The organism is Alistipes finegoldii DSM 17242, from assembly GCF_000265365.1.
GTDB lineage: Bacteria > Bacteroidota > Bacteroidia > Bacteroidales > Rikenellaceae > Alistipes > Alistipes finegoldii.
The window spans coordinates 145199-168334 of the sequence record NC_018011.1 but is presented as its reverse complement, the minus strand read 5'-3'; the positions used below and the strand labels follow the sequence as shown (position 1 = coordinate 168334).

Annotated in this window: 25 protein-coding genes; 16 read left to right on the top strand and 9 right to left on the bottom strand. The window is 60.9% G+C overall.

The window, feature by feature from the left end:
• Positions 1-147: 147 nt before the first annotated feature.
• Together ALFI_RS00750 and ALFI_RS00745 are read left to right on the top strand one after the other, a co-directional pair.
• Positions 148-933, top strand: a complete 786-nt coding sequence (locus tag ALFI_RS00750) for a Nif3-like dinuclear metal center hexameric protein (RefSeq protein WP_014774369.1) — start codon at positions 148-150, stop codon at positions 931-933.
• A gap of 23 nt (positions 934-956) precedes the next feature.
• On the top strand, positions 957-1718 hold the full coding sequence (locus tag ALFI_RS00745; RefSeq protein WP_009598809.1) for a zinc ribbon domain-containing protein: 762 nt from the start codon (positions 957-959) through the stop codon (positions 1716-1718).
• A 66-nt stretch (positions 1719-1784) separates the two neighbouring features.
• Here the strand turns inward: ALFI_RS00745 and ALFI_RS00740 are convergent, their stop codons facing one another.
• Complete coding sequence (locus ALFI_RS00740; RefSeq protein WP_014774368.1) at positions 1785-2234, bottom strand: cupin domain-containing protein; 450 nt, start codon at positions 2232-2234, stop codon at positions 1785-1787.
• 300 nt (positions 2235-2534) lie between these two features.
• On the opposite strand from ALFI_RS00740, the gene ALFI_RS00735 reads away from it, so the two are divergent.
• The 8 genes from ALFI_RS00735 (at position 2535) to rsxA (ending at position 9923) form a co-directional block, all read left to right on the top strand.
• A complete protein-coding gene (locus ALFI_RS00735) occupies positions 2535-4115 on the top strand; it encodes an NAD+ synthase (RefSeq protein WP_014774367.1) in 1581 nt (526 codons plus the stop codon).
• Between the two features lie 3 nt (positions 4116-4118).
• Complete coding sequence (locus tag ALFI_RS00730; protein ID WP_009598875.1) at positions 4119-4547, top strand: SoxR reducing system RseC family protein; 429 nt, start codon at positions 4119-4121, stop codon at positions 4545-4547.
• Positions 4547-5632 (top strand): RnfABCDGE type electron transport complex subunit B, encoded by a 1086-nt coding sequence (locus tag ALFI_RS00725; RefSeq protein WP_009598803.1) that lies wholly within the window; start codon positions 4547-4549, stop codon positions 5630-5632. Before ALFI_RS00730 ends, ALFI_RS00725 begins: the two co-directional genes overlap by 1 nt.
• 96 nt (positions 5633-5728) lie before the next feature.
• Positions 5729-7072 (top strand): electron transport complex subunit RsxC, encoded by a 1344-nt coding sequence (gene rsxC / locus ALFI_RS00720; RefSeq protein ID WP_014774366.1) that lies wholly within the window; start codon positions 5729-5731, stop codon positions 7070-7072.
• A gap of 30 nt (positions 7073-7102) precedes the next feature.
• A complete protein-coding gene (locus tag ALFI_RS00715) occupies positions 7103-8074 on the top strand; it encodes an RnfABCDGE type electron transport complex subunit D (protein WP_014774365.1) in 972 nt (323 codons plus the stop codon).
• Between the two features lie 13 nt (positions 8075-8087).
• The gene (locus ALFI_RS00710) at positions 8088-8765 is read left to right on the top strand and encodes an RnfABCDGE type electron transport complex subunit G (RefSeq protein WP_237959040.1); all 678 of its coding nucleotides are present in this window, start codon (positions 8088-8090) and stop codon (positions 8763-8765) included.
• On the top strand, positions 8758-9342 hold the full coding sequence (locus tag ALFI_RS00705) for an RnfABCDGE type electron transport complex subunit E (RefSeq protein ID WP_009598807.1): 585 nt from the start codon (positions 8758-8760) through the stop codon (positions 9340-9342). The genes ALFI_RS00710 and ALFI_RS00705 overlap by 8 nt, the downstream gene beginning before the upstream one ends.
• Positions 9343-9344: 2 nt before the next feature.
• Positions 9345-9923 (top strand): electron transport complex subunit RsxA, encoded by a 579-nt coding sequence (gene rsxA, locus ALFI_RS00700; RefSeq protein ID WP_009598921.1) that lies wholly within the window; start codon positions 9345-9347, stop codon positions 9921-9923.
• A 116-nt stretch (positions 9924-10039) separates the two neighbouring features.
• On the opposite strand, the gene ALFI_RS00695 is transcribed toward rsxA, so the two are convergent.
• On the bottom strand, positions 10040-10222 hold the full coding sequence (locus ALFI_RS00695) for a hypothetical protein (RefSeq protein WP_014774363.1): 183 nt from the start codon (positions 10220-10222) through the stop codon (positions 10040-10042).
• A gap of 89 nt (positions 10223-10311) precedes the next feature.
• Here ALFI_RS00695 and hpt point away from each other — a divergent pair, with 89 nt between their 5' ends.
• From hpt to ALFI_RS00680, 3 genes are read left to right on the top strand one after another with little or no spacing between them, the layout of a single operon-like run.
• The gene (gene hpt, locus ALFI_RS00690; RefSeq protein WP_009598865.1) at positions 10312-10854 is read left to right on the top strand and encodes a hypoxanthine phosphoribosyltransferase; all 543 of its coding nucleotides are present in this window, start codon (positions 10312-10314) and stop codon (positions 10852-10854) included.
• Positions 10854-11489 (top strand): 7-carboxy-7-deazaguanine synthase QueE, encoded by a 636-nt coding sequence (locus tag ALFI_RS00685; protein ID WP_009598834.1) that lies wholly within the window; start codon positions 10854-10856, stop codon positions 11487-11489. Before hpt ends, ALFI_RS00685 begins: the two co-directional genes overlap by 1 nt.
• Positions 11489-11764, top strand: a complete 276-nt coding sequence (locus ALFI_RS00680) for an FtsB family cell division protein (RefSeq protein ID WP_009598852.1) — start codon at positions 11489-11491, stop codon at positions 11762-11764. Before ALFI_RS00685 ends, ALFI_RS00680 begins: the two co-directional genes overlap by 1 nt.
• Positions 11765-12214: 450 nt before the next feature.
• Here the strand turns inward: ALFI_RS00680 and thiL are convergent, their stop codons facing one another.
• Complete coding sequence (gene thiL, locus ALFI_RS00675; protein WP_014774362.1) at positions 12215-13153, bottom strand: thiamine-phosphate kinase; 939 nt, start codon at positions 13151-13153, stop codon at positions 12215-12217.
• Between the two features lie 151 nt (positions 13154-13304).
• Here thiL and aroQ point away from each other — a divergent pair, with 151 nt between their 5' ends.
• The 3 genes from aroQ (at position 13305) to ALFI_RS00660 (ending at position 16893) form a co-directional block, all read left to right on the top strand.
• On the top strand, positions 13305-13733 hold the full coding sequence (gene aroQ, locus ALFI_RS00670; RefSeq protein WP_014774361.1) for a type II 3-dehydroquinate dehydratase: 429 nt from the start codon (positions 13305-13307) through the stop codon (positions 13731-13733).
• 232 nt (positions 13734-13965) lie between these two features.
• The gene (gene pyk / locus ALFI_RS00665; RefSeq protein WP_009598842.1) at positions 13966-15441 is read left to right on the top strand and encodes a pyruvate kinase; all 1476 of its coding nucleotides are present in this window, start codon (positions 13966-13968) and stop codon (positions 15439-15441) included.
• Between the two features lie 3 nt (positions 15442-15444).
• Positions 15445-16893, top strand: a complete 1449-nt coding sequence (locus ALFI_RS00660; RefSeq protein ID WP_014774360.1) for a lipopolysaccharide biosynthesis protein — start codon at positions 15445-15447, stop codon at positions 16891-16893.
• 115 nt (positions 16894-17008) lie between these two features.
• Here ALFI_RS00660 and buk read toward each other — a convergent pair whose 3' ends face one another.
• The 6 genes from buk to proB all read right to left on the bottom strand — a co-directional run bounded on the left by buk (position 17009) and on the right by proB (position 23115).
• Positions 17009-18076: a butyrate kinase gene (gene buk, locus ALFI_RS00655; protein ID WP_014774359.1), complete on the bottom strand. Its 1068-nt coding sequence runs from the start codon at positions 18074-18076 to the stop codon at positions 17009-17011.
• A 58-nt stretch (positions 18077-18134) separates the two neighbouring features.
• Positions 18135-19043: a phosphate acyltransferase gene (locus tag ALFI_RS00650; protein ID WP_009598838.1), complete on the bottom strand. Its 909-nt coding sequence runs from the start codon at positions 19041-19043 to the stop codon at positions 18135-18137.
• Between the two features lie 25 nt (positions 19044-19068).
• Positions 19069-20271, bottom strand: coding sequence for an acetate/propionate family kinase (locus tag ALFI_RS00645; protein ID WP_014774358.1), 1203 nt, complete (start codon positions 20269-20271; stop codon positions 19069-19071).
• Positions 20272-20286: 15 nt separating this feature from the next.
• On the bottom strand, positions 20287-20658 hold the full coding sequence (gene crcB, locus ALFI_RS00640) for a fluoride efflux transporter CrcB (RefSeq protein WP_042493043.1): 372 nt from the start codon (positions 20656-20658) through the stop codon (positions 20287-20289).
• A gap of 107 nt (positions 20659-20765) precedes the next feature.
• Positions 20766-22016, bottom strand: coding sequence for a glutamate-5-semialdehyde dehydrogenase (locus tag ALFI_RS00635; protein WP_014774356.1), 1251 nt, complete (start codon positions 22014-22016; stop codon positions 20766-20768).
• Positions 22017-22023: 7 nt separating this feature from the next.
• A complete protein-coding gene (gene proB, locus ALFI_RS00630; protein WP_014774355.1) occupies positions 22024-23115 on the bottom strand; it encodes a glutamate 5-kinase in 1092 nt (363 codons plus the stop codon).
• Positions 23116-23136 lie beyond the last annotated feature (21 nt).

Sequence of the window (23136 nt, the reverse complement as noted above, 5' to 3'; positions counted from 1 at the left end):
CGGTATGCCGGCGGCCTTGTGTCGTAAACACTCCCCTCCGAGGAGGGGATTTCGGGGGGCAGACTTGTAAACGCGGCTCAGAGCCGCGACAACGTCCCGCCGGGATGTATTCTGGTTGGGAAAATGTATATATTAACGATATAAATTATGCTTATCCGGGAAATAACCGACGTCATCGAGCGTTTTGCGCCGCTGGCGTGGCAGGAGTCGTACGACAACGCCGGGCTGATCGTGGGCCGGCCCGACGACGAGGTGCGCAAGGCGCTGTTGGCCGTGGACGTCACCGACGAGGTGATGGCCGAAGCCGAGCGCGAGGGGTGCGATCTGATCATCACGCACCATCCGATCGTTTTCCATGCCCTCAAGCGGTTCAATTCGGCCGATCAGGTGCAGCGCTGCGTCGAGCGGGCCATCCGCAGCGGCATTGCGCTCTATGCCTGTCACACCAATCTCGACAGCGCGCCGGAGGGGATGAGCTGGCGGCTGGCCGAGATGCTGGGCGTGGCGGACCTGTGTGTGCTGCAGCCCTCCGCGGCCGACGCGAAGGTCGGGTTCGGCGTGGTGGGCGAACTGCCGGGAGCCGTGGCGACCGTGGAGTTCATGCGCCATATCCAGCGAACGCTCGGCGTGCGCGTCGTGCGTCATAGCGACATCGCTTCGCCGGAGGTGCGCCGCGTGGCGGTCTGCACGGGGGCCGGGGCTTCGATGATCGGCGAAGCCCGCCGCGCAGGGGCCGACATCTACATCACGGCGGACATGAAGTACAACGACTTCATGACGCCCGATAAAGCCCTCACCGTAGCAGATATAGGCCATTTTGAAAGCGAATATTGCGCAATTCAGATTTTATTTGATATTTTATCGAAAAATTTGATTACCTTTGCGGTTCGCAAGAGTGAGGACTCGCGCAATCCGGTGAACTATTTGGTTTAAGTCTAAACTATAGAAGACATTATATGGCAACACAAAAGAAAACTGCCGAAGTTGATTATTCGATGCAGGAGAAGATCATGGCGCTTTACGAGCTGCAGAAGATCGACAGCAAAATCGATGAAATCAACAAGGTAAAAGGTGAACTGCCTCTTGAGGTACAGGACCTCGAAGATGAGATGACCGGCCTGAGAACCCGTATCGACAACATCAATGCCGAAATCGAGGAGCTGAATACGCTCACCAAACAGCGCAAGCGCGAGGTGGATCAGGCCAAGATTCTTATCGGAAACTACAAGGAACAACAGAACAACGTGCGCAACAACCGCGAGTTCGACGCCATCACCAAGGAGATCGAGTATCAGGAGCTGGAGATCGAGCTGGCCGAGAAGCGTCTCAAGGAGTACAGCGCCGGCGTGAAGGCCAAGAAGCTCCAGCTGGAGGAGGCCGAAGCCGTAGCCGACGGACGCGCCGCAGACCTTGCCGCCAAGAAGAGCGAGCTGGAGGGCATCGAGGCCGAGACCGCACCGCTGGTCGCCGAGTTCGAAGTGCAGGCCGACCGCGCCAAAGCCAAGATCGACGAGCGCCTGCTGGCGGCCTACAGCCGTATCCGCCAGAACGTCCGCAACGGACTGGCCGTGGTGACCGTCAAGCGCGACGCCTGCGGCGGCTGCTTCAACCGCATTCCCCCGCAGCGTCAGGTGGAAATCCGTCAGGGCAAGAAGATCATTATCTGCGAGTACTGCGGACGTATTCTCGTGACCGATCCCGAAGAGGTTCAGGAGTAGCGGATCATTCAGTAAACAAGAGGGCCGGAGTCATTCAACTCCGGCCCTCTTCGTTTTCGCGGGCGGCTACCACACGACCCCGACGTCGAGAATCACCCCGTCGTCGGCGTCGGACGATGCGAACGAATCGGCTTTGTACTGGACGCAGATCATAATCATCGGCTCCGCGCCGGTGTTGCGCAGCGCGCGTCGGCCGTCGGGGGAGACCCGGATTACGCTGCCCTCGCCGACGGCGAAGATTTTGCCGTCCACCTGAAACTCTCCGTCGCCCCGGATGATGATGTAGAGCTCCTCGTGCGTCTTGTGGGTGTGGAGGAACCCGACGCCTGCGCCCGGCTCGATGCGCTGGAACGACAACTCCGCGCCCGTGGCGCCGAGGGCGCTGCCCGCAAATACTTTTCCGGGGATCTCGACGCCCGGAGCCAAGATCAGCGTGTGCTGGTTCAACTCGTCCATCTTTCCTACTGTCACGGCAGCGAAATTCGCGCCGCCGGCTGTTTTTTCGACTTTTTTCATCTTTGCTGTACGTTTGGTTTGCTGATACGTTTGTATTCGGTCAGGGCAAAGATAAGGAGAACGTTCGCCGGCTGCAAGACGGTACGTGCGCGTATGTTACTTACATTGAGGAAACTAATGCTGGGCGTCAGGCGGAACGGAGCGAGAAAAAATCGAAACTTTTTTTCGCGTCATGCGGAATCTCCGGCTGCCGGCGGCGGTGCGGCGAGTGTTAATTTATTAACACCAAAATCCTTCCGACTTTTATAAATATTCCTTAACTTTGCAAAGTCGTAATTTTCGGACTAAAATTACTAACAAATGAAGATAGCTATTGCCCAGTTGAACTACACGATCGGGGATATCGACGGCAACGCCTCGAAAATCATCGATTCCATCAACAAAGCGAAAGCGCAGCGCGCCGACCTTGTCATCTTTGCCGAACAGGCCGTGAGCGGGACACCGGCTTTCGATCTGCTGCGTAAGACGACCTTCCTCGAATTGTGCGAGGACGCGCTGGTCGAAATAGCTTCGTGCTGCGACGGCATCGCCGCGATCGTGGGACTGCCGATCCTCACGCGCGAGGGAACCATCAGCGCCGCGGCGCTGATTCAGGACCGCAAGGTGCTGCGCTACGTGGGCAAGAAATATATCACGGCCCGCCGCGAAATGGGCTTTCTCGTCCCCTCGAAAGGGTTCGAATATGCGACGATCAAAGGTCACAAGTGCGCCATCATCGTGGGCGACGACCTGAGCCGCGAGCACGATTTCGACAAGTCGGTCGAAACCGTCATCTCGATCAACGCCCGCAAATACGGCAAGGGCACCATGACCTACCGTTACGATATGATGCGTCATCTGTCGTTCGTCGAAGCCAAGAATCTGGTGCTGGTCAATCAGGTCGGAGGCGCGACGGACATCGTTTACGACGGCACGTCGGGCGCGTTCAACAACCGCGGCGAGCTGGTGCTGATGATGAAGCAGTTCGAGGAGGATTTCCAGATTTTCGACACCAAGGCCCAGAATCCTCCCGTCGGGGTTCCTTCGACCTACAACGACCGCACGCGGATGGTCTATCAGGCGGCCCGCTGCGGACTCCGTGACTTCTTCCTCAAGAACGGTTACAAGAAGGCCTGCATCGGCCTTTCGGGCGGTATCGACTCGGCCGTGGTGGCCTGTCTGGCCGCTGACGCGCTGGGCGCCGGGAATGTCCGCGCCCTGCTGCTGCCTTCGCAGTTCTCGTCGGACCATTCGGTCGAAGACGCCAAGAAGCTGGCCGAGAACCTCGGTATCGAATACAACGTAATTCCCATTACCGAAATATATACCAGTGTGGTGAACACCCTCAAGCCGGTCATCGGCGGGCGGGAGTTCGACGCCACGGAGGAGAATATCCAGACCCGTATCCGCACGGTGCTGCTGATGGCCGTGCAGAACAAGACGGATTACATTCTGCTCAACTCGTCGAACAAGAGCGAGAATGCGCTGGGCCTTTGTACGCTTTACGGCGATACGGCGGGTGCGTTCAGCCCCACGGGCGACCTCTACAAGAGCGAGATGTACGACGTGGCGCGTTATATCAACCGCACGTTCGGCAATGTGATTCCCGAAAACATTCTGGACAAGGAGCCGTCGTCGGAGTTGCATCCGGGACAGAAGGACAGCGATATTCTGCCGCCCTACGAGGTGGTGGACGCCATTCTGCTGCGCATGATCGAGGAGGGCCAGCACCGCGAGGAGATCGTCAATGCGGGGTTCGATTCGGAAGTCGTGGAGAAGATCCACTGCATGATCATGCGCAACGAGAAGAAGCGTTACCAGTTTCCGCCCGTGCTGCGCCTGTCGATGTGCTCGTTCGGGCACGAACGGCTGATGCCCCTGACCAATAAATACGGCGACTGAGGCGTGGCATCCGGAATCATCGAACACGAAGGGATCGTGTCGCGCGTCGAAGGCGACCGGGTCTATGTGAAGATTACCTCACAGAGCGCCTGCGGCACCTGCAAGGCGCGCGAGGCGTGCGGCTTGGCCGAAGCGCGGGAAAAGATCGTCGAGGTGACGACCCCCGGAGCGCAGCAACACTACACCGCAGGCGAAAGCGTTACGGTCGGCGTCCGCCGCAGTGCGGGCGCTGTCGCCGTTATATTGGCCTATGTCGGCGCGCTGGCGGTGCTGTTGGCGGTGCTGGCCGCGGCGGTCGCCGCGCTGGGATGGAGCGAAGGCCGCAGCGCCTTGGCGGCATTGGCCGCAGTAGGCGTCTATTACTGCGTGTTATGGCTCTTCAGACATAAAATCGAACACACAATTCATTTCTCAATAACCAAAAACTACTGATGGAAGTATTACTTTACACAATCCTGACGCTGTGTGCGCTGGGAGTGCTTTCCGCGGTGATCCTCTATTTCGTGGCCCAGAAATTCCGGGTCGAGGAGGACCCCAGAATCGACGAGGTGGAGAAGATGCTGCCGGGCGCGAACTGCGGCGGCTGCGGTTTCGCCGGCTGCCGCGGCATGGCCGATGCGCTCGTGAAGCAGGACGACATTTCGTCGCTCTTCTGTCCCGTGGGCGGCGGCGACTGCATGAAGGCCGTCGCGGCTTACCTCGGCAAGTCCGCTCCCGAAAAGGAACCGCAGGTCGCTACCGTGCGCTGCGGCGGAACCTGCGAGAAGCGTCCCCGCACCAACGATTTCAACGGCGCCAAGTCGTGTGCCGTGGCTTCGTCGCTCTATGTGGGCGAAACGGGCTGTGCGTTCGGCTGTCTGGGATTCGGGGACTGCGTCGTCTCCTGTGCTTTCGACGCGATCCGCATGAATCCCGAAACGGGGCTTCCCGAAGTCGATCCCGATAAGTGTACAGCTTGCGGCGCCTGCGTGAAGGCATGTCCCAAAATGATTATCGAGCTGCGCAAGAAGTGGCCCAAGAACCGTGCGGTATACGTGTCGTGCGTGTCGAAGGACAAGGGCGCGGTGGTGATGAAAGCCTGCAAGGCCGGATGTATCGGCTGCGGCAAGTGCCAGAAGGTGTGCGCGTTCGACGCGATTACGATTGCGAACAACCTTGCCTATATCGACCCGCAGAAGTGTAAGCTCTGCCGCAAGTGCGTGAACGAGTGCCCGACGGGCGCGATCCGGCTGGTCGGCATGGAACCGCTGCCCAAGGCGCCGAAGACTCCGGCGGCTCCCGCTGCGCCGAAGGCGGCGCCGGTCGCTGAGAAAACGGCACCGGCCGCAGAGAAGGCTGTTGAATCCGCCAAGCCGGCCGCGGAGAAGGCCGCGCTTGCATCCGGGCAGGCCGCTCCGGCCGACGCTTCTAAGGCGGCCGCAGTCGAAAAGCCTGCCGGGAGTGCCGCTGCGCCTGAGAAGGCCGCGCCCAACGCTGAGAAGGCCGCTCCGGCGGAAACCGCTTCCAAAGCCGAATAAACGGATTTTTCCGCAGAGCCGGGGCGGGCGTGGACCTGCCGGGGTGGGCGGAAGACGAAGGAAAGAATCCAACCGAAAAAACAGAGAAATTAAGATATGAAGACATTTCCAATAGGCGGAGTCCATCCGTCGGAAAATAAACTGAGCGGCGCCAAACCGATCGAGGTGCTTCCGCTGCCCGATGCGGTGGCGATTCCCCTCGCACAGCATATCGGCGCGCCCGCCGCGGCCAAGGTCGCCAAGGGCGACAAGGTGCTGACGGGACAGCTCATCGCAGAGGCGTCAAGCTTTATGTCGGCCAATATCCACTCCCCGATTTCGGGAACGGTGACGGCTGTCGACGCCGTTCCCAACGGTCAGGGGCTGCGCCAGGTGATGATTACGATCAAACGCGAGGGCGACGAGTGGGCCGAAGGCATCGACCGTTCGGAGACGCTTGTCCGCGAGTGCGCGCTTTCGTCCGCGGAGATCATCGCCCGGATCAAGGACGCCGGTATCGTCGGCATGGGCGGTGCGACGTTCCCCACGCATGTGAAACTCTCGGTTCCTCCCGGAAGAAAGGCCGAAGCCTTGATTATCAACGGCGTGGAGTGCGAGCCTTACCTGACCTCCGACCACCGTACGATGCTCGAACACGGCGAGGAACTGCTCGTGGGCGTGACGATCCTGATGAAGGCGATCGCCGTGGAGAAGGCTTACATCGGCATCGAAAACAACAAACCCGACGCCATAGCGCACCTGCGCAAACTGGCCGAATGGTATAAGGGGATCGAAGTGGTGCCCCTCAAGGTGAAATATCCGCAGGGCGGTGAGAAACAGCTGATCGCCGCCGTGACGGGCCGTGAGGTGCCGCCTCCGCCCGCGCTTCCGATCGACGTGGGCGCCGTGGTGTGCAACGCTTCGACGACCTATGCCGTCTATCAGGCCGTGCAGAAGAACAAGCCGCTCATCGAGCGCGTGGTGACCGTCACGGGCAAGGGCGTGAAGGAGCCGAAGAACCTGCTGACCCGCATGGGCACGCCGATTTCGGCATTGCTCGAAGCAGCCGGAGGGCTTCCCGCCGATGCGGGCAAGGTGATCAACGGCGGTCCGATGATGGGCCGGGCGATGGTCAACCTCGATTCGCCCGTGACCAAGGGGTGTTCGGGCATTACGGTGATGAGCGGCCGCGACGCCGTGCGCCGCGAGGCTTCGCAGTGCATCAAGTGCGCCAAGTGCGTGGCCGCCTGCCCGATGGGGCTTGAACCCTATTACCTCTCGAAAATGACGCAGAAGAAGGGCTGGGACGCGCTCGAAGAGCAGATGATCACCTCGTGTATCGAGTGCGGCTGCTGTCAGGCTTCGTGTCCCTCGTACCTGCCGCTGCTGGACTGGGTGCGTCTGGGCAAGCAGACCGTTATGGGAATCATCCGTGCGCGTGCCGCGGCTCCCAAGAAGTAAATCTCCGAACGTAAAAAATACCAAATATTTATGGCAAACAAACTTGTAGTTGCTCCCGCACCGCACGTACAGACCTCGCAGTCTACGGCCCGGATCATGCGCGACGTCGTGATCGCGCTGATGCCCGCGCTGGCGGTCTCGTCCGTGGTGTTCGGAGTGGACGTACTGCGTGTCACGGCGCTTTCGGTCGCGGCCTGCGTACTGTTCGAATATCTGATTCAGAAGTTTCTGGTCCGCGGCGCTTCGACCATCGGCAACTGGTCGGCGGTGGTGACCGGCGTGTTGCTGGCCTTCAACCTGCCCGCGTCGATTCCTTGGTGGATCGTGCTGATCGGCGCTTTCGTCGCCATCGCCATCGCCAAGATGACCTTCGGCGGACTGGGCAAGAATCCGTTTAACCCCGCGCTGGTGGGCCGTGTGTTCCTGCTGATCGCCTATCCGGTGCAGATGACTTCGTTCCCCGTACCGGTGAACGGCTCGTTCGACGCGCTGTCGGGCGCGACGCCGCTGGCGGCCGTGAAGCACGGCGCCGCCGCCGACGTGCTCGGCGTGCAGGAACTGCTTTTGGGCAACATGCCGGGTTCGCTGGGCGAGGTGGCTGCACTGGCATTGATCTGCGGCTTCGTTTACCTGTTGTGGCGGCGCGTCATCACGTGGCAGATTCCCGTGACGATCCTCGGCACGATGGCGCTGTTCGCGTTTGTCGTCGCGGCGGCGAAGGGCGGACTCTCGGCCGGTCCGGTGCTGTGGCAGTTCCCGTTGTTCCATGTGTTGGCCGGCGGCGCGCTGCTGGGTGCGATCTTCATGGCGACGGACTATTCGACCTCGCCGATGACCGTCCGGGGCAGCGTGATCTTCGGCGTCGGCATCGGCGCGATTACGATGTGCATCCGTCTCTGGGGCGCCTATCCCGAAGGCATGTCGTTCGCGATCCTGATCATGAACGCCGTGGTGCCGCTGATCAACAAATATGTCAAACCCAAGCGCTTCGGCGTAAAATAGGAGTGACGCAGATATGAAAAGTACACTTTTGAATATGACGGCCGTGCTCTTCGGCATCACCCTCGTCGCTTCGGCCGGGGTGGGCGCCGTGAACATGATCACGGCGGAACCGATCGCTCAGGCCGAGCAGGCGGCCAAAACCGCCGCGCTGAACGGCGTGCTCCCGGCGTTCGATGAGACGGCGGCTGAGACGCTGACCATCGACGAGATGCCGATCACGGTCTACACCGCGACCAAGGGCGGCCAGCTGGCCGGATATGCCGTGGAGTCGATGACCAAGAACGGTTTCGGCGGCGCGATCAACATGATGGTGGGCTTCACGCCCGACGGCGAGGTGATCAACGTCAATGTCCTGAAGCAGGCGGAGACGCCCGGACTGGGAACCAAGATGGCCGACGCCGACAACGTGCTGCTGCGCAGCGTCAAGGGGCAGAAACTCGAAGAAAAGAAGCACGTGAACGGCAAACTGGCCGTCGCCAAGGACGGCGGCGACGTCGATGCGCTGACGGCGGCGACCATTTCGTCGCGCGCCTATGTGGATGCGATCAACCGTGCATGGATGGCTTACAAGAGCGTTGCGACGGGTGCAACCCCGACCGACGTGTCGTCCGGCGCGACTTCCGCGGCCGGAGATACGGCGGAGGAACAAACCAGCGGGCCTGAGGCTCAGGAAGGAGGACAAAATGAATAAGCTGAATATCATCGTAAGCGGCATCGTCAAAAACAACCCGACGTTCGTGCTGGTGCTGGGCATGTGCCCCACGCTGGGTACGACGACCTCGGCCGAAAACGGCATGGGCATGGGACTGGCGACGATGGCCGTGCTGATCATGTCGAATCTGGTGATCTCGCTCATCAAGAACATCATTCCGGACAAGGTCCGCATCCCGGCGTTCATCGTCGTGATCGCTTCGTTCGTGACCGTTATCCAGATGCTGATGCAGGCATACGTGCCGGCGTTGTACGCTTCGCTGGGCGTATTTATCCCGCTGATCGTGGTGAACTGCATCATCCTCGGCCGCGCCGAGGCGTTCGCTTCGAAGAACTCGCCGCTGGATTCGATCCTCGACGGCGTGGGCATCGGTCTGGGCTTTACGCTGGCCCTGACGGCCGTGGGCGCCGTGCGCGAAATACTGGGCAGCGGCGCGATTTTCGGCGTCAGCCTCGGTACGGCGGATTTCATGCCGCTGATCTTCGTACTCGCACCGGGCGCGTTCCTCGTGCTGGGATACCTCATGGTTTTGTTTAATAAATTAGCCAAGAAATAGTTATGGAGCTTTCCTATTTTGCAATCATCATCGGCGCCATCTTCGTAAACAACGTCGTGCTGGCGCAGTTCCTCGGCATCTGCCCCTTCTTGGGCGTGTCGTCGAAAGTCGAGACCTCGATGGGCATGGGGGCTGCCGTAACGTTCGTCATGGCGATCGCCGCCGTGGTGGCATGGCTGATTCAGACCTATGTACTCGTCCCGCTGGACATCGTCTACATGCAGACCATCGTCTTCATTCTCGTGATCGCGGCGTTGGTGCAGATGGTCGAGATCATGCTGAAGAAACTTTCGCCCTCGCTCTATCAGGCGCTGGGTATCTTCCTGCCCCTCATCACGACCAACTGCGCCGTGCTGGGCGTGGCGATCCTGATGATCCAGAAGGAGTTCAACCTGCTGCAGAGCGTCACCTATTCGGTGGCTACGGCGCTGGGCTTCGCCCTCGCGCTGGTGCTCTTCGCCGGTATCCGCGAGCGTCTCGATTTCGAGGACGTTCCCAAAGCCTTCAAGGGGGTGCCCATCGCGCTGATTACGGCCGGTATCCTCGCCATGGCTTTCATGGGATTTTCGGGACTGGTGTAAGTGCCAAACCGGTAGCGGCTGTCGGGAAGAAAACAGCCGTCCGGGAGCATGGCGGGGAAGGTTACGCCGCCGCTCTGGACACGAAAAAGGGAAGTTGCCGAAGCAACTTCCCTTTCTTATTTCGACTGCAGGCTGTCGGCCTGTTCGGCGGGCGGCACGAACCGCTGGCGGATCGCCTCTTTGGCCGTGCGGGAGATGTAGGCCCAGCGCGTGGCGATCATGACGAGCAGCATCGCCACGACGGCGATCATCATCAGCTCCTGCCCGGACCGGGCTTTGAACCATTCGGAAAGTTTCATGTTTTTGCGATTATTTTCGGTTGAAACGTTCGTTTCTTGCGTGCAATTAATTAATTTTGCAAAAATAACAATAAAAATCCGGATTCGAAATGAAGGATATCATAAAACTTCACGACAGAAAGTTCAAAATCATGATTCCCGCCGAGAAAATCGACGAGGCTGTGTCGGCTGTTGCCCAGCGCATAAACGAGGATTACGGCGACAAGGAGACGCCGCTGTTCGTCGGCGTATTGAACGGTTCGTTCATGTTCATGAGCGATCTGATCAAGAAAATCGAGTTTAACAACGAGCTGTCGTTCGTGAAGCTGGCCTCGTACGAGGGAACCTGTTCGTCGGGCTGCGTCAAGAGCCTGATCGGGCTGAACGGCAGCATCGAAGGCCGCCACGTGATCGTGGTCGAGGATATCGTCGATACGGGCGAGAGCATCGAGTACATGATTTGCGACCTCAAGGCGCAGAAACCCGCGAGTCTCGAAGTCTGCACGCTCTTTTTCAAACCGGGGTCCTACCGCAAGCAGATTCCGATCAAGTACCGCGCGATGGAGATCGGCAATGAATTCATCGTCGGCTACGGACTGGATTACGACCAGCTGGGCCGCAGTCTGAAAGATATTTACGTGGTCACCGAATAATGGCTTTCACCACAGATACCGAACTGCTGGACGGAGGACGCCTGCTGCCTCTCGTCGAGGATTTCTATACCATTCAGGGCGAAGGATTCCACGCGGGGAAACCCGCCTATTTCATCCGTCTGGGCGGATGCGACGTGGGGTGCCGCTGGTGCGACGCCAAGTATACGTGGAATCCGAAACTCTATCCGCCGACCGACGTGCGGACGGTCATCGACCGCGCGCTGGCGTGTCCGGCTCAGGCGATCGTCATTACGGGCGGCGAGCCGCTGCTCTACCCGCTGGGCGTGTTGACCGAAACTCTGCACGAGAAGGGGTTGCAGATCTTTCTGGAGACTTCGGGGACGCACCCTTTCAGCGGTTACTTCGACTGGGTATGTCTGTCGCCCAAACGGCAGCAGCCCCCGCTGGACGAAGCGCTGGAGCGGGCGCACGAGCTGAAGGTGATCGTCGAGAGCGAAAGCGACTTCGAATGGGCCGAGCGGAACGCCGCACGGGTGCGGCCGGAGTGCATGCTCTACCTGCAGCCCGAATGGAGCGTCGCCGAACGGGTGATGCCCGCGATGGTCGAGTACGCCAAGGCGCATCCGAAGTGGAATATCTCCATCCAGACGCATAAATACATGCACATACCCTGATGAGTTTCGAGGTGGGCCGGAAGTTCTGGATCGCCGCCACGGCGGTCATTGTCGTCGTCACGCTGTTCGTGGTGGGGCGCAATTCGCTGCATGCCGTGAAAATCAAGCGTCAGATCAATGCGATGACCCGCGAAAAGGAGTATTACCGGACGAAGATCGAGCAGGACAGCACGCTGCTGGAGCGGTTGCAGTACGACGATTATCTGGAGGAGTACGCCCGCGAAAATTACCACATGCAGCGGAGGGGCGAACACGTCTATATTATCAAGGAATAAGTCTTATGCCGGGAGACGGCTCCCGGAGTCAGTGAAATGCGGCGGCCTTCGGGCCGCTGTTTTTTGTTATGGCTGCCGAAGGAGGAAATGTTTGCCGAGGGTCGAAATGCCGGCTGAGAGGAGATATGTCGGGCGGTGCGAGGGCCGGCCGGTTTGTTCGGCTGCCGTTTTTTTGTTATGGCCTGCCGCGGGACGAAATGTTTGCCGCGGGACGAAATGCCGGCCGAGAGGTGATATGCCGGGCGGTTTGTTTGGCCGGGCGGTCGGTGCGATTCCCGGTCGGCTTGGTTGCCGGTTTGTTCGGTCGCCGATTCTCCGCCGCCGGCTTTTGGGCTGCCGGTTCGTACGGTTGCCGATTCGTTCGGGGAGTATTTTTTGTCGGGGCGGTTGGCCGGTTTTTGGGTTTGCTGGTTTTCCGGGGCGATTTTCCCGTCGGCGGTTGCGGAAATGTCAGTAATGCGTGAAGCCGTGCCAGTCGAGGGGGCGGAGCGTTCCGTTTTCGAACCACTCCAGCTCTCTGCCGTCCGTGATCCGGCCGACGGGGTGGAGCGGGGCGCCGAACCGGGCGAGGAAGTCGGCGGCGAGACGTTCCGCGTCTGCGCACTCGGCCGTAAGCAGAAGGACGTAGTCCTCGCCGGCGCAGGCGGCGGTCCGGATGTCCGCATCTGCGGCGGCCGGAATCCGCTCGGTGTCGATGGCGGCGCCGACGCCTGAACGCTCCATGATGTGGCGGATGTCCGACGCCAGCCCGTCCGAAATATCCATCATGGCATGTACTTCATGCCGCCGGCCGAGCCAGAGGCCTTCGGCGACCTGCGGCCGGGGATTGCGGTGTATGGCAGCGGCGGGGGTGTCGTAACGGCCCGCGAGAATGTCGCGCAGGCCCGCCCCGGAGGCTCCGAGAGCTCCCGCCGTGAAAATCACGTCGCCGGGACGCGCTCCGCTGCGGCGTTTGATATGCGTGTCGGCGGCGCGGCCGATGGCGGTGACGTTGATCGTGATGCCTGCCGCCGAACGGGTGGTGTCGCCCCCGGCGAGCGTTACGCCGAATTCTTGGGACAGCTCCCGGTAACCCTGCATGAACTCTTCGGCCCACGCTCCGGTCGCATCGTCGGGCAGCGAGAGTGACAGCAGGGTGGCGATGGGACGGGCGCCCATCGAGGCCACGTCGCTCAGGTTTACGGCGAGGGATTTGCGCCCCAGCTCCCGTGCGGAGGTGGCGGTGCGCAGGAAATGCACCCCTTCGGCGAGCATGTCCGTAGTGAAGACGAGCGATTCGCCGCCGCCGACGGGCAGCACGGCGCAGTCGTCGCCGATACCTTCGAACCCGTTGTCGGGGAGCGTTGCGAAAAGGTCTTTTATGCGGTCGATGAATCCGAATTCGGTCATGGTTTTCCGGGCGGTTTGACGTATATTGCGCCGTTACGGTCGCTTTATATTGGGTGATATTAAACAAAGATATTAAAAAATTCTTTAAAATCACTATCTTTGTCTGCGAATCGCGGCGGGCGGAGTCCGTGTGCGGCTAACAGTCGGAACTATGAAAATATTGATTCTCAACGGCCCGAACCTCAATCTGCAGGGGCGGCGCGACACCGGAGTTTACGGTACGCAGACCTTCGAAACCTTCTTCGAACGGCTCCGGTCGCTCTATCCCGCCGTCGGATTCGGCTACTTCCAGTCCAATATCGAAGGCGAGTTGATCGACGCCGTACAGCAGGCCGACGGCGTTTACGACGGTGTGGTGCTCAACGCCGGGGGATATACCCATACCTCGGTGGCGCTGCGCGACGCGGTGTCGGCGGTGTCGGTTCCCGTCGTCGAGGTGCATATCTCGTCGATCCTCGCGCGCGAGGAGTTCCGCCACGTCTCGCTGCTGGCCCCCGTGGCCAAAGGCTCGATCATGGGATTCGGGCTGGATTCCTACCGGTTGGGAGTCGAAGCGCTGCTGCTTGGCAACGAAAAGTAGAAAGCCGCTTTCGGCAGCATGCCGTTTGCATAGGAGCAGGTGCGGGCTGCCGCTTTCGTGGATTCGGGAGTGTTTCCTGTCAGAGCGGGAACGGCCGGCGTTTCTGCCGCGCAGGCGGCAGCGGGTTCCCTCGGAGAAGGGGGGGGCTGGAATTGTAGAGGCGGCTTAAGGCGGCTGCCGCGTAAATATGTCGATCACACAATAATGTTCAAATTATAAGCATCATACGTTTATGTACAGAATGAAAAAAACCAAGATCGTTGCGACGATGTCGGACTTCCGCTGCACCGAGGAGTTCGTGAAGAACCTTTACGACGCCGGTATGGACGTCGTGCGCGTCAATTCGGCACACGTGACGGAGGACGGAGCCACGCATATCGTCGAGACCGTACACCGGGTGAATCCGGCCATTCCGATCATGATAGATACCAAAGGGCCTGAAATCCGCGTGACGACGATCGCCGACGAATACGGCAACAGCATCAATTTCCGGGTGGGCGACCGGGTCGCCGTACGGGGTTCGGACGGCAGCGACATGACCACCCGCAAGGTGGTTTATATGAACGTGCCGACCATCGTGCGCGACATTCCGGTCGGGGCGCGCATGCTGATCGCCGACGGCGAGCTGGAAATTCGTGTGGTGGAGAAGACCGACGAGGAGCTGATCTGTGAGTTCGTCGTGGGCGGCGCGATGCGTTCGCGCAAGAGCGTCAACGTGCCTGCGGTGTCGATCGACCTGCCTTCGGTGACGGAGAAGGACCGCCGCTTCATCGAGTGGGCCGTGAAGAACGACGTCGATTTCATCGCACACTCGTTCGTGCGCAGCGCCAAGGACATAAAGGCCGTGCAGGAGATTCTCGATGCCCACGGCAGCAAAATCAAGATCATTTCGAAGATCGAAAATCAGGAGGGACTCGACAACATCGACGAGATCATCGAGGCGTCGTACGGCATTATGGTGGCGCGCGGCGACTTGGGCGTGGAGCTTCCGGCCGAAGCGATTCCCAACACCCAGCGGCGCATCGTCGAGAAGTGCATTTGCGCGAAGCGCCCGGTGATTATCGCCACGCAGATGCTCTATTCGATGGTCAAGAGTCCGCGTCCGACGCGCGCCGAGGTGAGCGACGTGGCGAGCGCCATTTACGAGCGCGTGGACGCCGTGATGCTGAGCGACGAGACCGCCATGGGCGACTATCCCGTGGAGTCGGTTGAGACGATGGCCCGCGTGGCCCGCGAGATCGAGCGCGACGAAACGCATTTCAAGCCGATGATCGACATGGACATGGTCTCGGTGAACCACGAGATCACGGCCCAGCTGGCCCGCTCGGCGGTGCGCGCTTCGACAAACCTGCCGATCAAATACGTGGTCCTCGACACCAAGACCGGCCGTACGGGCCGTTATCTCGCTGCGTTCCGCGGCCGGAAGACCGTGATGGCCGTCTGCTACCAGCTCCACGCGCAGCGCATTCTGGCGCTGTCGTACGGCGTGGTGCCGATTCTGCGCAATCAGGAGCTGCACGACAAGTATCATTTCTTGGTCGATGCGCTCGAATTCCTCGATCAGTACCGCAAACTCAAGGGCGAGGATCTGCTGGCCATCGTGGGCGGCAGCTTCGGACCCGACGGAGGTGCGTCGTATGTCGAGATCGCCAATGTGGACAACATCCGCCGGCGCAACGAGGAGATCGTTGCGGCGCAAAAGTGTTAGCCGTTGAAAGGGGAGCTGAAGGATAAGGTCGCCCGCGGCGTGGCGTGGAGCATGGCCGAGAAGATCGGTACGATGCTCCTCCAGATGGCCGTGAGCCTTATTATCCTGCGCCTGCTGACCCGCGACATCCTCGGCGTCATGGCGATTCCGACGGCCGTGGTGGCCGTGGCGCTGGTGCTCGTGGACAGCGGTTTTTCGCAGGCGCTGATCCGCAAGGCGGCCCCTTCGGCGGACGATTACAAATCGGTTTTCGCCTTCAATATCGGGGTTTCGCTGGTGATGTACGCGCTTTTCACGGTGCTGGCGTTTCCGGCGTCGCGGTTCTACGACATGCCTCAGATCGCGCAGATCGCACCCGTGTTTTTCCTGCAGCTGCCCATCGGGGCGCTGTGCGCCATTCAGAATACGATCTGCGTCAGGCAGTTCCGTTTCGCGCTGTTGTCGAAGGTGACTTTCGCCTCGTCGCTCGCGGGCGGACTGGCGGCGATCGGTCTTGCGCTCGCCGGGTTCGGGATCTGGTGTATCGTGGCCCAGCGCGTGCTGCAGGCGGCGGTGCGGACTCTGCTGCTGTGGTGGCTGAGCGACTGGCGGCCCTGCGGGGCGTGCAGCCGCGGGCCGCTGCGCGAAATGGCTCCCTTCAGTTTCAGCCTGATCGCCACGGACCTGATTTCGACGTTCTACAATAAGATTCCGCAGTTTTTCCTCGGACGACTCTATCCGGCCGATACGCTCGGCTCGTTCGATCAGGCGATCAAGCTCAAGGATCAGCCGACGATTTCGGCGATGCAGGCCGTGCAGAGCGTCACTTTCCCTGCGCTGGCCAAGATCAAGGACGACGCTCCGAAGTTTGCCGAGAGCTACCGGCAGGTCGTGATGGTGGTCTCCTACGTTCTTTTCCCGGTCATGCTGGGCATGTCGGCCGTGGCGCACGATATGTTCGCCGTCCTGCTGGGCGAGGAGTGGATGCCTACGGTGCCCTATTTCGAGACGGTATGTCTGGTGGGACTTTTCTATCCGATGTCGATAATCGCCTACAACGTATTGAAAGTCAAGAGCGGCGGTGCATTGATCGTGAAGCTGGAGATCGTCAAGAAGGTGATTATGACGCTGGTGTTCGCCGTGACGATTCCGATCAGCGTGCAGGCCGTGGTATGGGGACTCGTGGTGATCGCATTCTGCGAAATGTCCGTCAATTTCCTCGCCACGACCAAGTTTACGTCGTTGTCGCCGGGGCGTTTCGTGCGGACGCTGCTGCCTCCGCTGCTGGCGGCCGCCGCGATGTACGGCGCGGTGCGGCTGACGGCCCGCGCGATTCCGGAGCATGCCCTGCTGCGGCTGATGGCCGAAGTGACGGCCGGTGCGGTCTCTTATGTCCTGCTGTCGGCCCTGTTCCGGCTCGAAGCCTTCCGCGAGGTAGCGGCTATTGTCCGGAAGCAGTTTTTGCACCGTTGATTCGCGCTGCTTGCGTCGGGGGCCGATTCACGGAGCGTCGGTAAAAATAACCGCCGGTTATACCTTGGGGTGTAACCGGCGGTTTTTTGTCGGGGTGGAAGACCCTCCCCGGCCGTCAGGCGTAGACCTTCGGGGTGATGACGCCCCGCAGGACGACCAGCGCGTTGGTGACGAGCGATTCGAGTTCGTTCTCGCCGGGGTAGACCGCGATGGGGGCGATGAACGAGCAGAATTCCGAAATGTACTCCACGACGGATTTGTTGTGGGCGATGCCGCCTGTCAGGATGACGGCGTCAACCCGTCCGCCGAGGGCGGCGGCCATGGCGCCGATCTGCTTCACGATACCGTAGCACATGGCGTCCTTCACCACGCGGGCTTTTTCGTCGCCCTCACCGATGCGCTCCATGACCTGTATCATGGAGTTGGTCCCCAGATGCGCTACGAGACCGCCTTTGCCGGCCAGCATCTGCTGGATGTCGTGCCGCGTGTAGCGGCCCGAAAAGCAGAGATCGACCAGTTCGCCGGCGGGAAGGGTTCCGGCGCGCTCCGGTGCGAACGGTCCGTCGCCGTCGAGGGCGTTGTTCACGTCGACGACGCGGCCCTGCTTGTGGGCCGCGACCGAGATGCCGCCGCCGAGGTGGGCGACTACGAGGTTCGCCTTCTCGTAGACGATGCCGATGCGGTCGCAGTGCAGGCGGGCCGTGGCTTTCTGGTTGAGTGCGTGGAAGATCGAACGCCGCGGGCAGTCGGGATGCCCGCTCAGGCGTGCTATGTCGTCCATTTCGTCCACGACCACGGGGTCGGCGATGTAGGCTTTGATGCCTGCGGTCGCCGCGATTCCGTCGGCCAGCAGACCGCCGAGGTTGGAGGCGTGCTCCATCGTGGCGTGCTGCAGGTCGCGGCGCATGGCGTCGTTCACTTCGTACACGCCGGCGGGAATGGGTTTGATGAGGCCGCCGCGGCCGATTACGGCAGCGAGGGACATGATGTCGAAGCCGTGTTCCTTCAATGCCGTGAGGATCATGTCACGGCGCCAGTCGAGCTGGTCGATGATGTTGGGGTAGTGTGCGATCTGTTCCGCCGAGTGACGCAGGGTCAGATCCAACAAAGGCCGCTCCTCGTCGTAGAGGGCGACCTTCGTTGAAGTAGAGCCGGGATTTATCGCTAGAATTTTGAAGCCCATAAATCGGTTCCGGTTAATTAGGTTGGTGGGTTAGGTTGGTGGGTTGGTTCAGGCTGTCTTACTGCTTCACGGCCAGACAGGCCAGCGCGATCGAGTAGAGCTTGGTCTTGCTGGTGTCGCCGCGCGAGGTCAGCACGCAGGGGACTTTCGTTCCCATGACCATGGCGGCCAGTTCGCCGCCGCAGAGGTGCGTCACCGACTTGAAGAAGACGTTGGCCGATTCGAGGTTGGGGAAGAGCAGGCAGTCGGGATCGCCCGCGACGGACGAGCCTTTGACCTTCTTGTGTTCCGCAACGTCCTTGTAGAGCGCCACGTCGAGAGACAGGGGACCGTCTACGACGACGTCGCCCAGCTGTCCGCGGTCGCCCATTTTGGCCAGCAGCGCGCCCTCAGTCGAAGAGATGACGTTGGGAAGCAACTGTTCCGACGGAGCGATGCAGGCGATTTTCGGAGTCTTGATGCCCAGCAGGTTGGCTGTGCGCGCGAGGTAGCCGATCTGCACGGTTTTCTGCTTGAAGTCGGGCAGCGGAATCACCGCCACGTCCGAAATGACGAGCAGTTTGTGGTAGCAGGGCATCTCGACGATCGACACGTGGCTCAGCACGCCTTTCGGGGGAAACAGTCCTGCTTCCTTGTTGAGAATGCCGCGCATGTATTTGTCGGTCGAGACCAGTCCCTTCATCAGCACGTCGGCATTGCCGGCAACGACGGCCGCGACGGCCTGCTGCACGCACTTGACGTCGCTGGTTTCATCGACGATGTTGAATGCCTTGATGTCGATGTCGTTCTCGGCGCAGACCTGCTCGATAACGCTTTTTTCGCCGTAAAGCGTAGGCTCCACGAGGCCCTCCTTGTAGGCTTCGTACACCGCCTCCAGCGTATGTGAATCCTGACCGTATGCCACGGCCAGCCGTTTTTTACCTCTTTTTCTCGCCTCCTCGACGATTTCAGTAAGATGTTGGATCATAAGTTGTGGAAATGTGCTTTGAAAATTATTTTACGAGATTGTATGTGTCGGTAGCGATGACCAGCTCCTCGTCGGTGGCGATGACGGCCACTTTGACGCGCGAACCGGGAGTAGAGAGGATTTTGTTTACGCCGCGGGCGCCCTTGTTGGCCTCGCGGTCGAATTCGACGCCCATGAATTCGAGACCCGTGCAGACGCTCTCGCGCATCTCGCACGAATTCTCGCCGACGCCGCCCGTGAAGACGATCATGTCCACGCCGCCCATTTCGGCTGCGTATTCGCCGACGAATTTGCGGATGCGTCCGTAGTGCATGTCGCGGGCCAGAATGGCGCGGGGATTACCCTCGTCGTAGGCGAGGTCGATGTCGCGCATGTCGCTCGAAAGGTCGGTAAGACCCAGCACGCCCGATTTCTTGTTCATCATTTCGTTCAGCTCGGCGTAGGACATGCCCTCCTTTTCGCCGATGAAGGTGACGGCGCTGGGATCGACGTTGCCGCAGCGGGTGCCCATGACCAGTCCGTCCACGGGCGAGAAGCCCATCGACGTGTCGAACGACTTGCCGTTCAGCACGGCCGTCACCGAAGCGCCGTTGCCGATGTGGCAGGTGATGATCTTCGAATTCTCGAAGTCCAGTCCCGCGAGTTTGGCGCCGGTCTGCGCCACGTATTTGTGGCTGGTGCCGTGGAAGCCGTATTTGCGCACGCGGTATTTGTCGTAATAGGCGTGGGGCAGCGCGTACATGAAATTGACGGCCGGAATGGTCTGGTGGAACGACGTGTCGAAGACCGTGACCTGCGGCGTTCCCGGCAGCACCTTCTCGATCGAAAGCACGCCTTCGAGGTTGGCGGGATTGTGCAGCGGCGCGATCTCGAACAGCGAGCGGATTTTGCTCTTGACCTCCTCGGTGACGATGCAGCTTTCGGGGAAGAATTCGCCGCCGTGGGCTACGCGGTGGCCGACGGCTTTCACCTCGTCCAGCGAGCGGATGACGCCGTGCTCCGGGGCGGTGAGGGCGTCGAGCACGAGTTTGATGCCCGTCGTGTGGTCGGGAATCGGACGGTGCAGCTCGAAAGGCTGTTTGCCGACGGGTTTATGGATAAGGTCGCCTTCCGGCAGGCCGATACGTTCCACGATGCCTTTTGCGAGCAGTGTGCTCGATGCGGCTTCCATGTCGATCACCTGATACTTGATCGACGAGCTGCCGCAGTTCAATACCAAAATTACCATTGTCTTTCTATGTAGTTAATTCCTAAATGTTGTTCCGATCCACATGCCGAGCGCTGCAAAAACGATGCATACCGCGACGCTCAGCGCCACATAAACCGCCGCCGCATTGTAGCATCCGGCCCGCAGCAGACGCACCGTGTCGGCCGAAAAGGCCGAAAAGGTGGTGAAGCCTCCGCAGAATCCCACGATGAGCAGCCAGCCCAGCGTCTCGGAGACACTGGCTTCCAGCAGGATGCCGATCAGCAGCGAACCCGCGGCGTTGACCGTGAACGTGCCCGCCGGAAATCCCAGCAGCGTCTGTCCGGCCAAGATCCCGCCCGAAAGCAGATAACGGACGATGCTGCCCGCCGCGCCGCCGAATCCCACGGCCATAAGTTCACGAATCATAAGTTAAATATACATCTAATTTTAAGGATGTGCAAATTTACGGAAAAAATGATTACGAATCGTTATATTTTTTGTTGTTTTTCGGGTGAAATCCGATGCGGAAGGCTTCAGGATTCCCGGATCTGCCCGTCGCCCGTGACGACGTATTTGTAGGTCGTCAGTTCGGGAAGGCCCATCGGACCGCGGGCGTGGAGCTTCTGGGTCGAGATTCCCACCTCGGCGCCGAAGCCGAACTGGCCGCCGTCGGTGAAGGCCGTCGAGACGTTGACGTAGACGCAGGCGGCGTCCACGGCGCGCGTGAACTGCGCGGCGGTCCGCTTGTTTTCGGTGACGATGGCTTCGCTGTGGCGCGACGAGTAGCGGGCGATGTGCGCGAGGGCCTCTTCGGGCGATGCGACGGTCCTGACGGCGAGTTTGTAGTCGAGGAATTCCGTGCCGAAATGCTCTTCGGACGCGTGTTCCAGCAGGTCGGCGGGGTAGTGTCCGCCGAGGGCCGCGAAAGCCTCGGCGTCGGCGTAGACCGTGACGCGGGCGGCGGCCAGCGGGGCACAAAGCTCCGGCAGGTCGGCGAGCCGGTCGCGGTGGACGACGAGGCAGTCGAGGGCGTTGCAGACGCTGACGCGCCGGGTTTTGGCGTTGCAGACCACGGCGCGGCCTTTTGCGAGGTCGCCGTCGCGGTCGAAGTAGGTGTGGACGATGCCGGCGCCGGTTTCGATGACCGGAACGCGGGCGTTTTCGCGCACGAAGCGGATCAGGCCCGCGCCGCCACGCGGAATGACGACGTCGACGTAACCCACGGCGTTCAGCAGCGCTCCGACGGAGGCGTGGTCCGAAGGAAGCAGGGTGAAGGCGTGTTCGTCGATGCCTTCGCTGCGCAGGGCTTCGTGCAGCAGGGCGGCGATGGCTTCGTTGGAGTGACGGGCGTCGCCGCCGCCCTTCAGCACGCAGGCGTTGCCCGTTTTGATACAGAGCGAGAAGATGTCGGCCGTGACGTTGGGCCGCGCTTCGCAGATCATGCCGACCACGCCGAACGGAACCCGCCGTTTGACGATGGTCATTCCGTTGGGCCGGGTGCGCCGCTCCAGCTCTTCGCCCTGCGGCGAGGGCAGGTGCGCGACGGCTTCCATGTCGTCGGCGATGGCGGCGATGCGCTCCGGAGTCAGCCGCAGACGGTCGCGCAGCGGCGAGTCGGGGGTCATGGCTTCGAGGTCGCGGGCGTTGGCTTCGAGCAGGCGGGGCGTATGCGTGCGCAGCAGTTGTGCGGCGTGCATCAGCGTGCGTCCGAGTCGTTCGGTTTCGGTCTCGGCCAGAAGCGTTCCGGCCTGACGGGCGGCTTTGAACAGGGATTCGTATTCCATAGTCGTCTTATTCGAGGTAGAGGTAATCGCAGTGGACGAGGGGTTTCAGCCCTTTGCGCCCGATGTTGCGGCGTGCGGTTTCGCTGTCGCACGAGATGCGGCCCACGGCCAGCTGCGTTCCGTCGGGCGAGAGGATGCGCACCAAATCGTCGCGTTCGAAATCGCCCTCGACGGCCGTGACGCCCACGGCGAGGATGCTGGCGGCCTTGCTGGCCCGGACGGCCGCTGCGGCGCCTTCGTCGATGCGCAGGACGCCTTTGGCGAAGCCTTCGCTGCTGGCGATCCACATTTTGACGCCCGACGCCGTGTGCGGGGCGGGTTCGAAACGGGTGCAGAGCACCTCCTCGCCGGTCAGCGCCAGAGCGGTCAGGATGTTGTCGCGGCGGCCGTTGGCGATGATGACTTCGATGCCCTCGCCGGCCACGCGTGACGAGATGCGGCTCTTGGTCGCCATGCCGCCCCGGCCCCGCGACGAGCGCGCCGGGTCGATGTACCGCGAGAGGTCTTCGGAGGGTTTCACGCGGCGGATCACCTGCGACGAGGGGTCGGAGGGCGAGCCGTCGTAGATGCCGTCGATGTTGCTCAGGATAATCAGCGCTTCGGCCTGCATCATGGCCGCCACGAGTCCCGAAAGTTCGTCGTTGTCGGTGAACATCAGCTCGGTGACCGAGATGGTGTCGTTCTCGTTGACGATCGGGATCACGCCGTTGGCGAGCATGACCTCCATGCAGTTGCGCTGGTTGAGATACTGCCGCCGCGTGGAGAGGCTCTCCTTGGTGGTGAGCACCTGCCCGCAGACGATGCCGTATTCGTTGAAGAGGTCGTAGTAGCGGTTCAGCAACTTCACCTGACCTACGGCCGAGAAGAGCTGGCGGGCCGATACGGTGTCGATGCGGCCCGTGCGCTGTTCGAGGACGCTGCGGCCCGAAGCCACGGCGCCCGACGAGACGAGGATCACCTCGATGCCGGCGCGGTGCAGCCGGGCGATCTGCTCCACGAGGGACGAAATGCGCGTGGTGTCGGGGCGTCCGTCGTCGCGGGTCAGCACGTTGCTGCCAGCCTTGATGACGATGCGGCGGTATTTGCTGGTTCTGTCCATGTCTTTGCGGTCCGGGCGTCG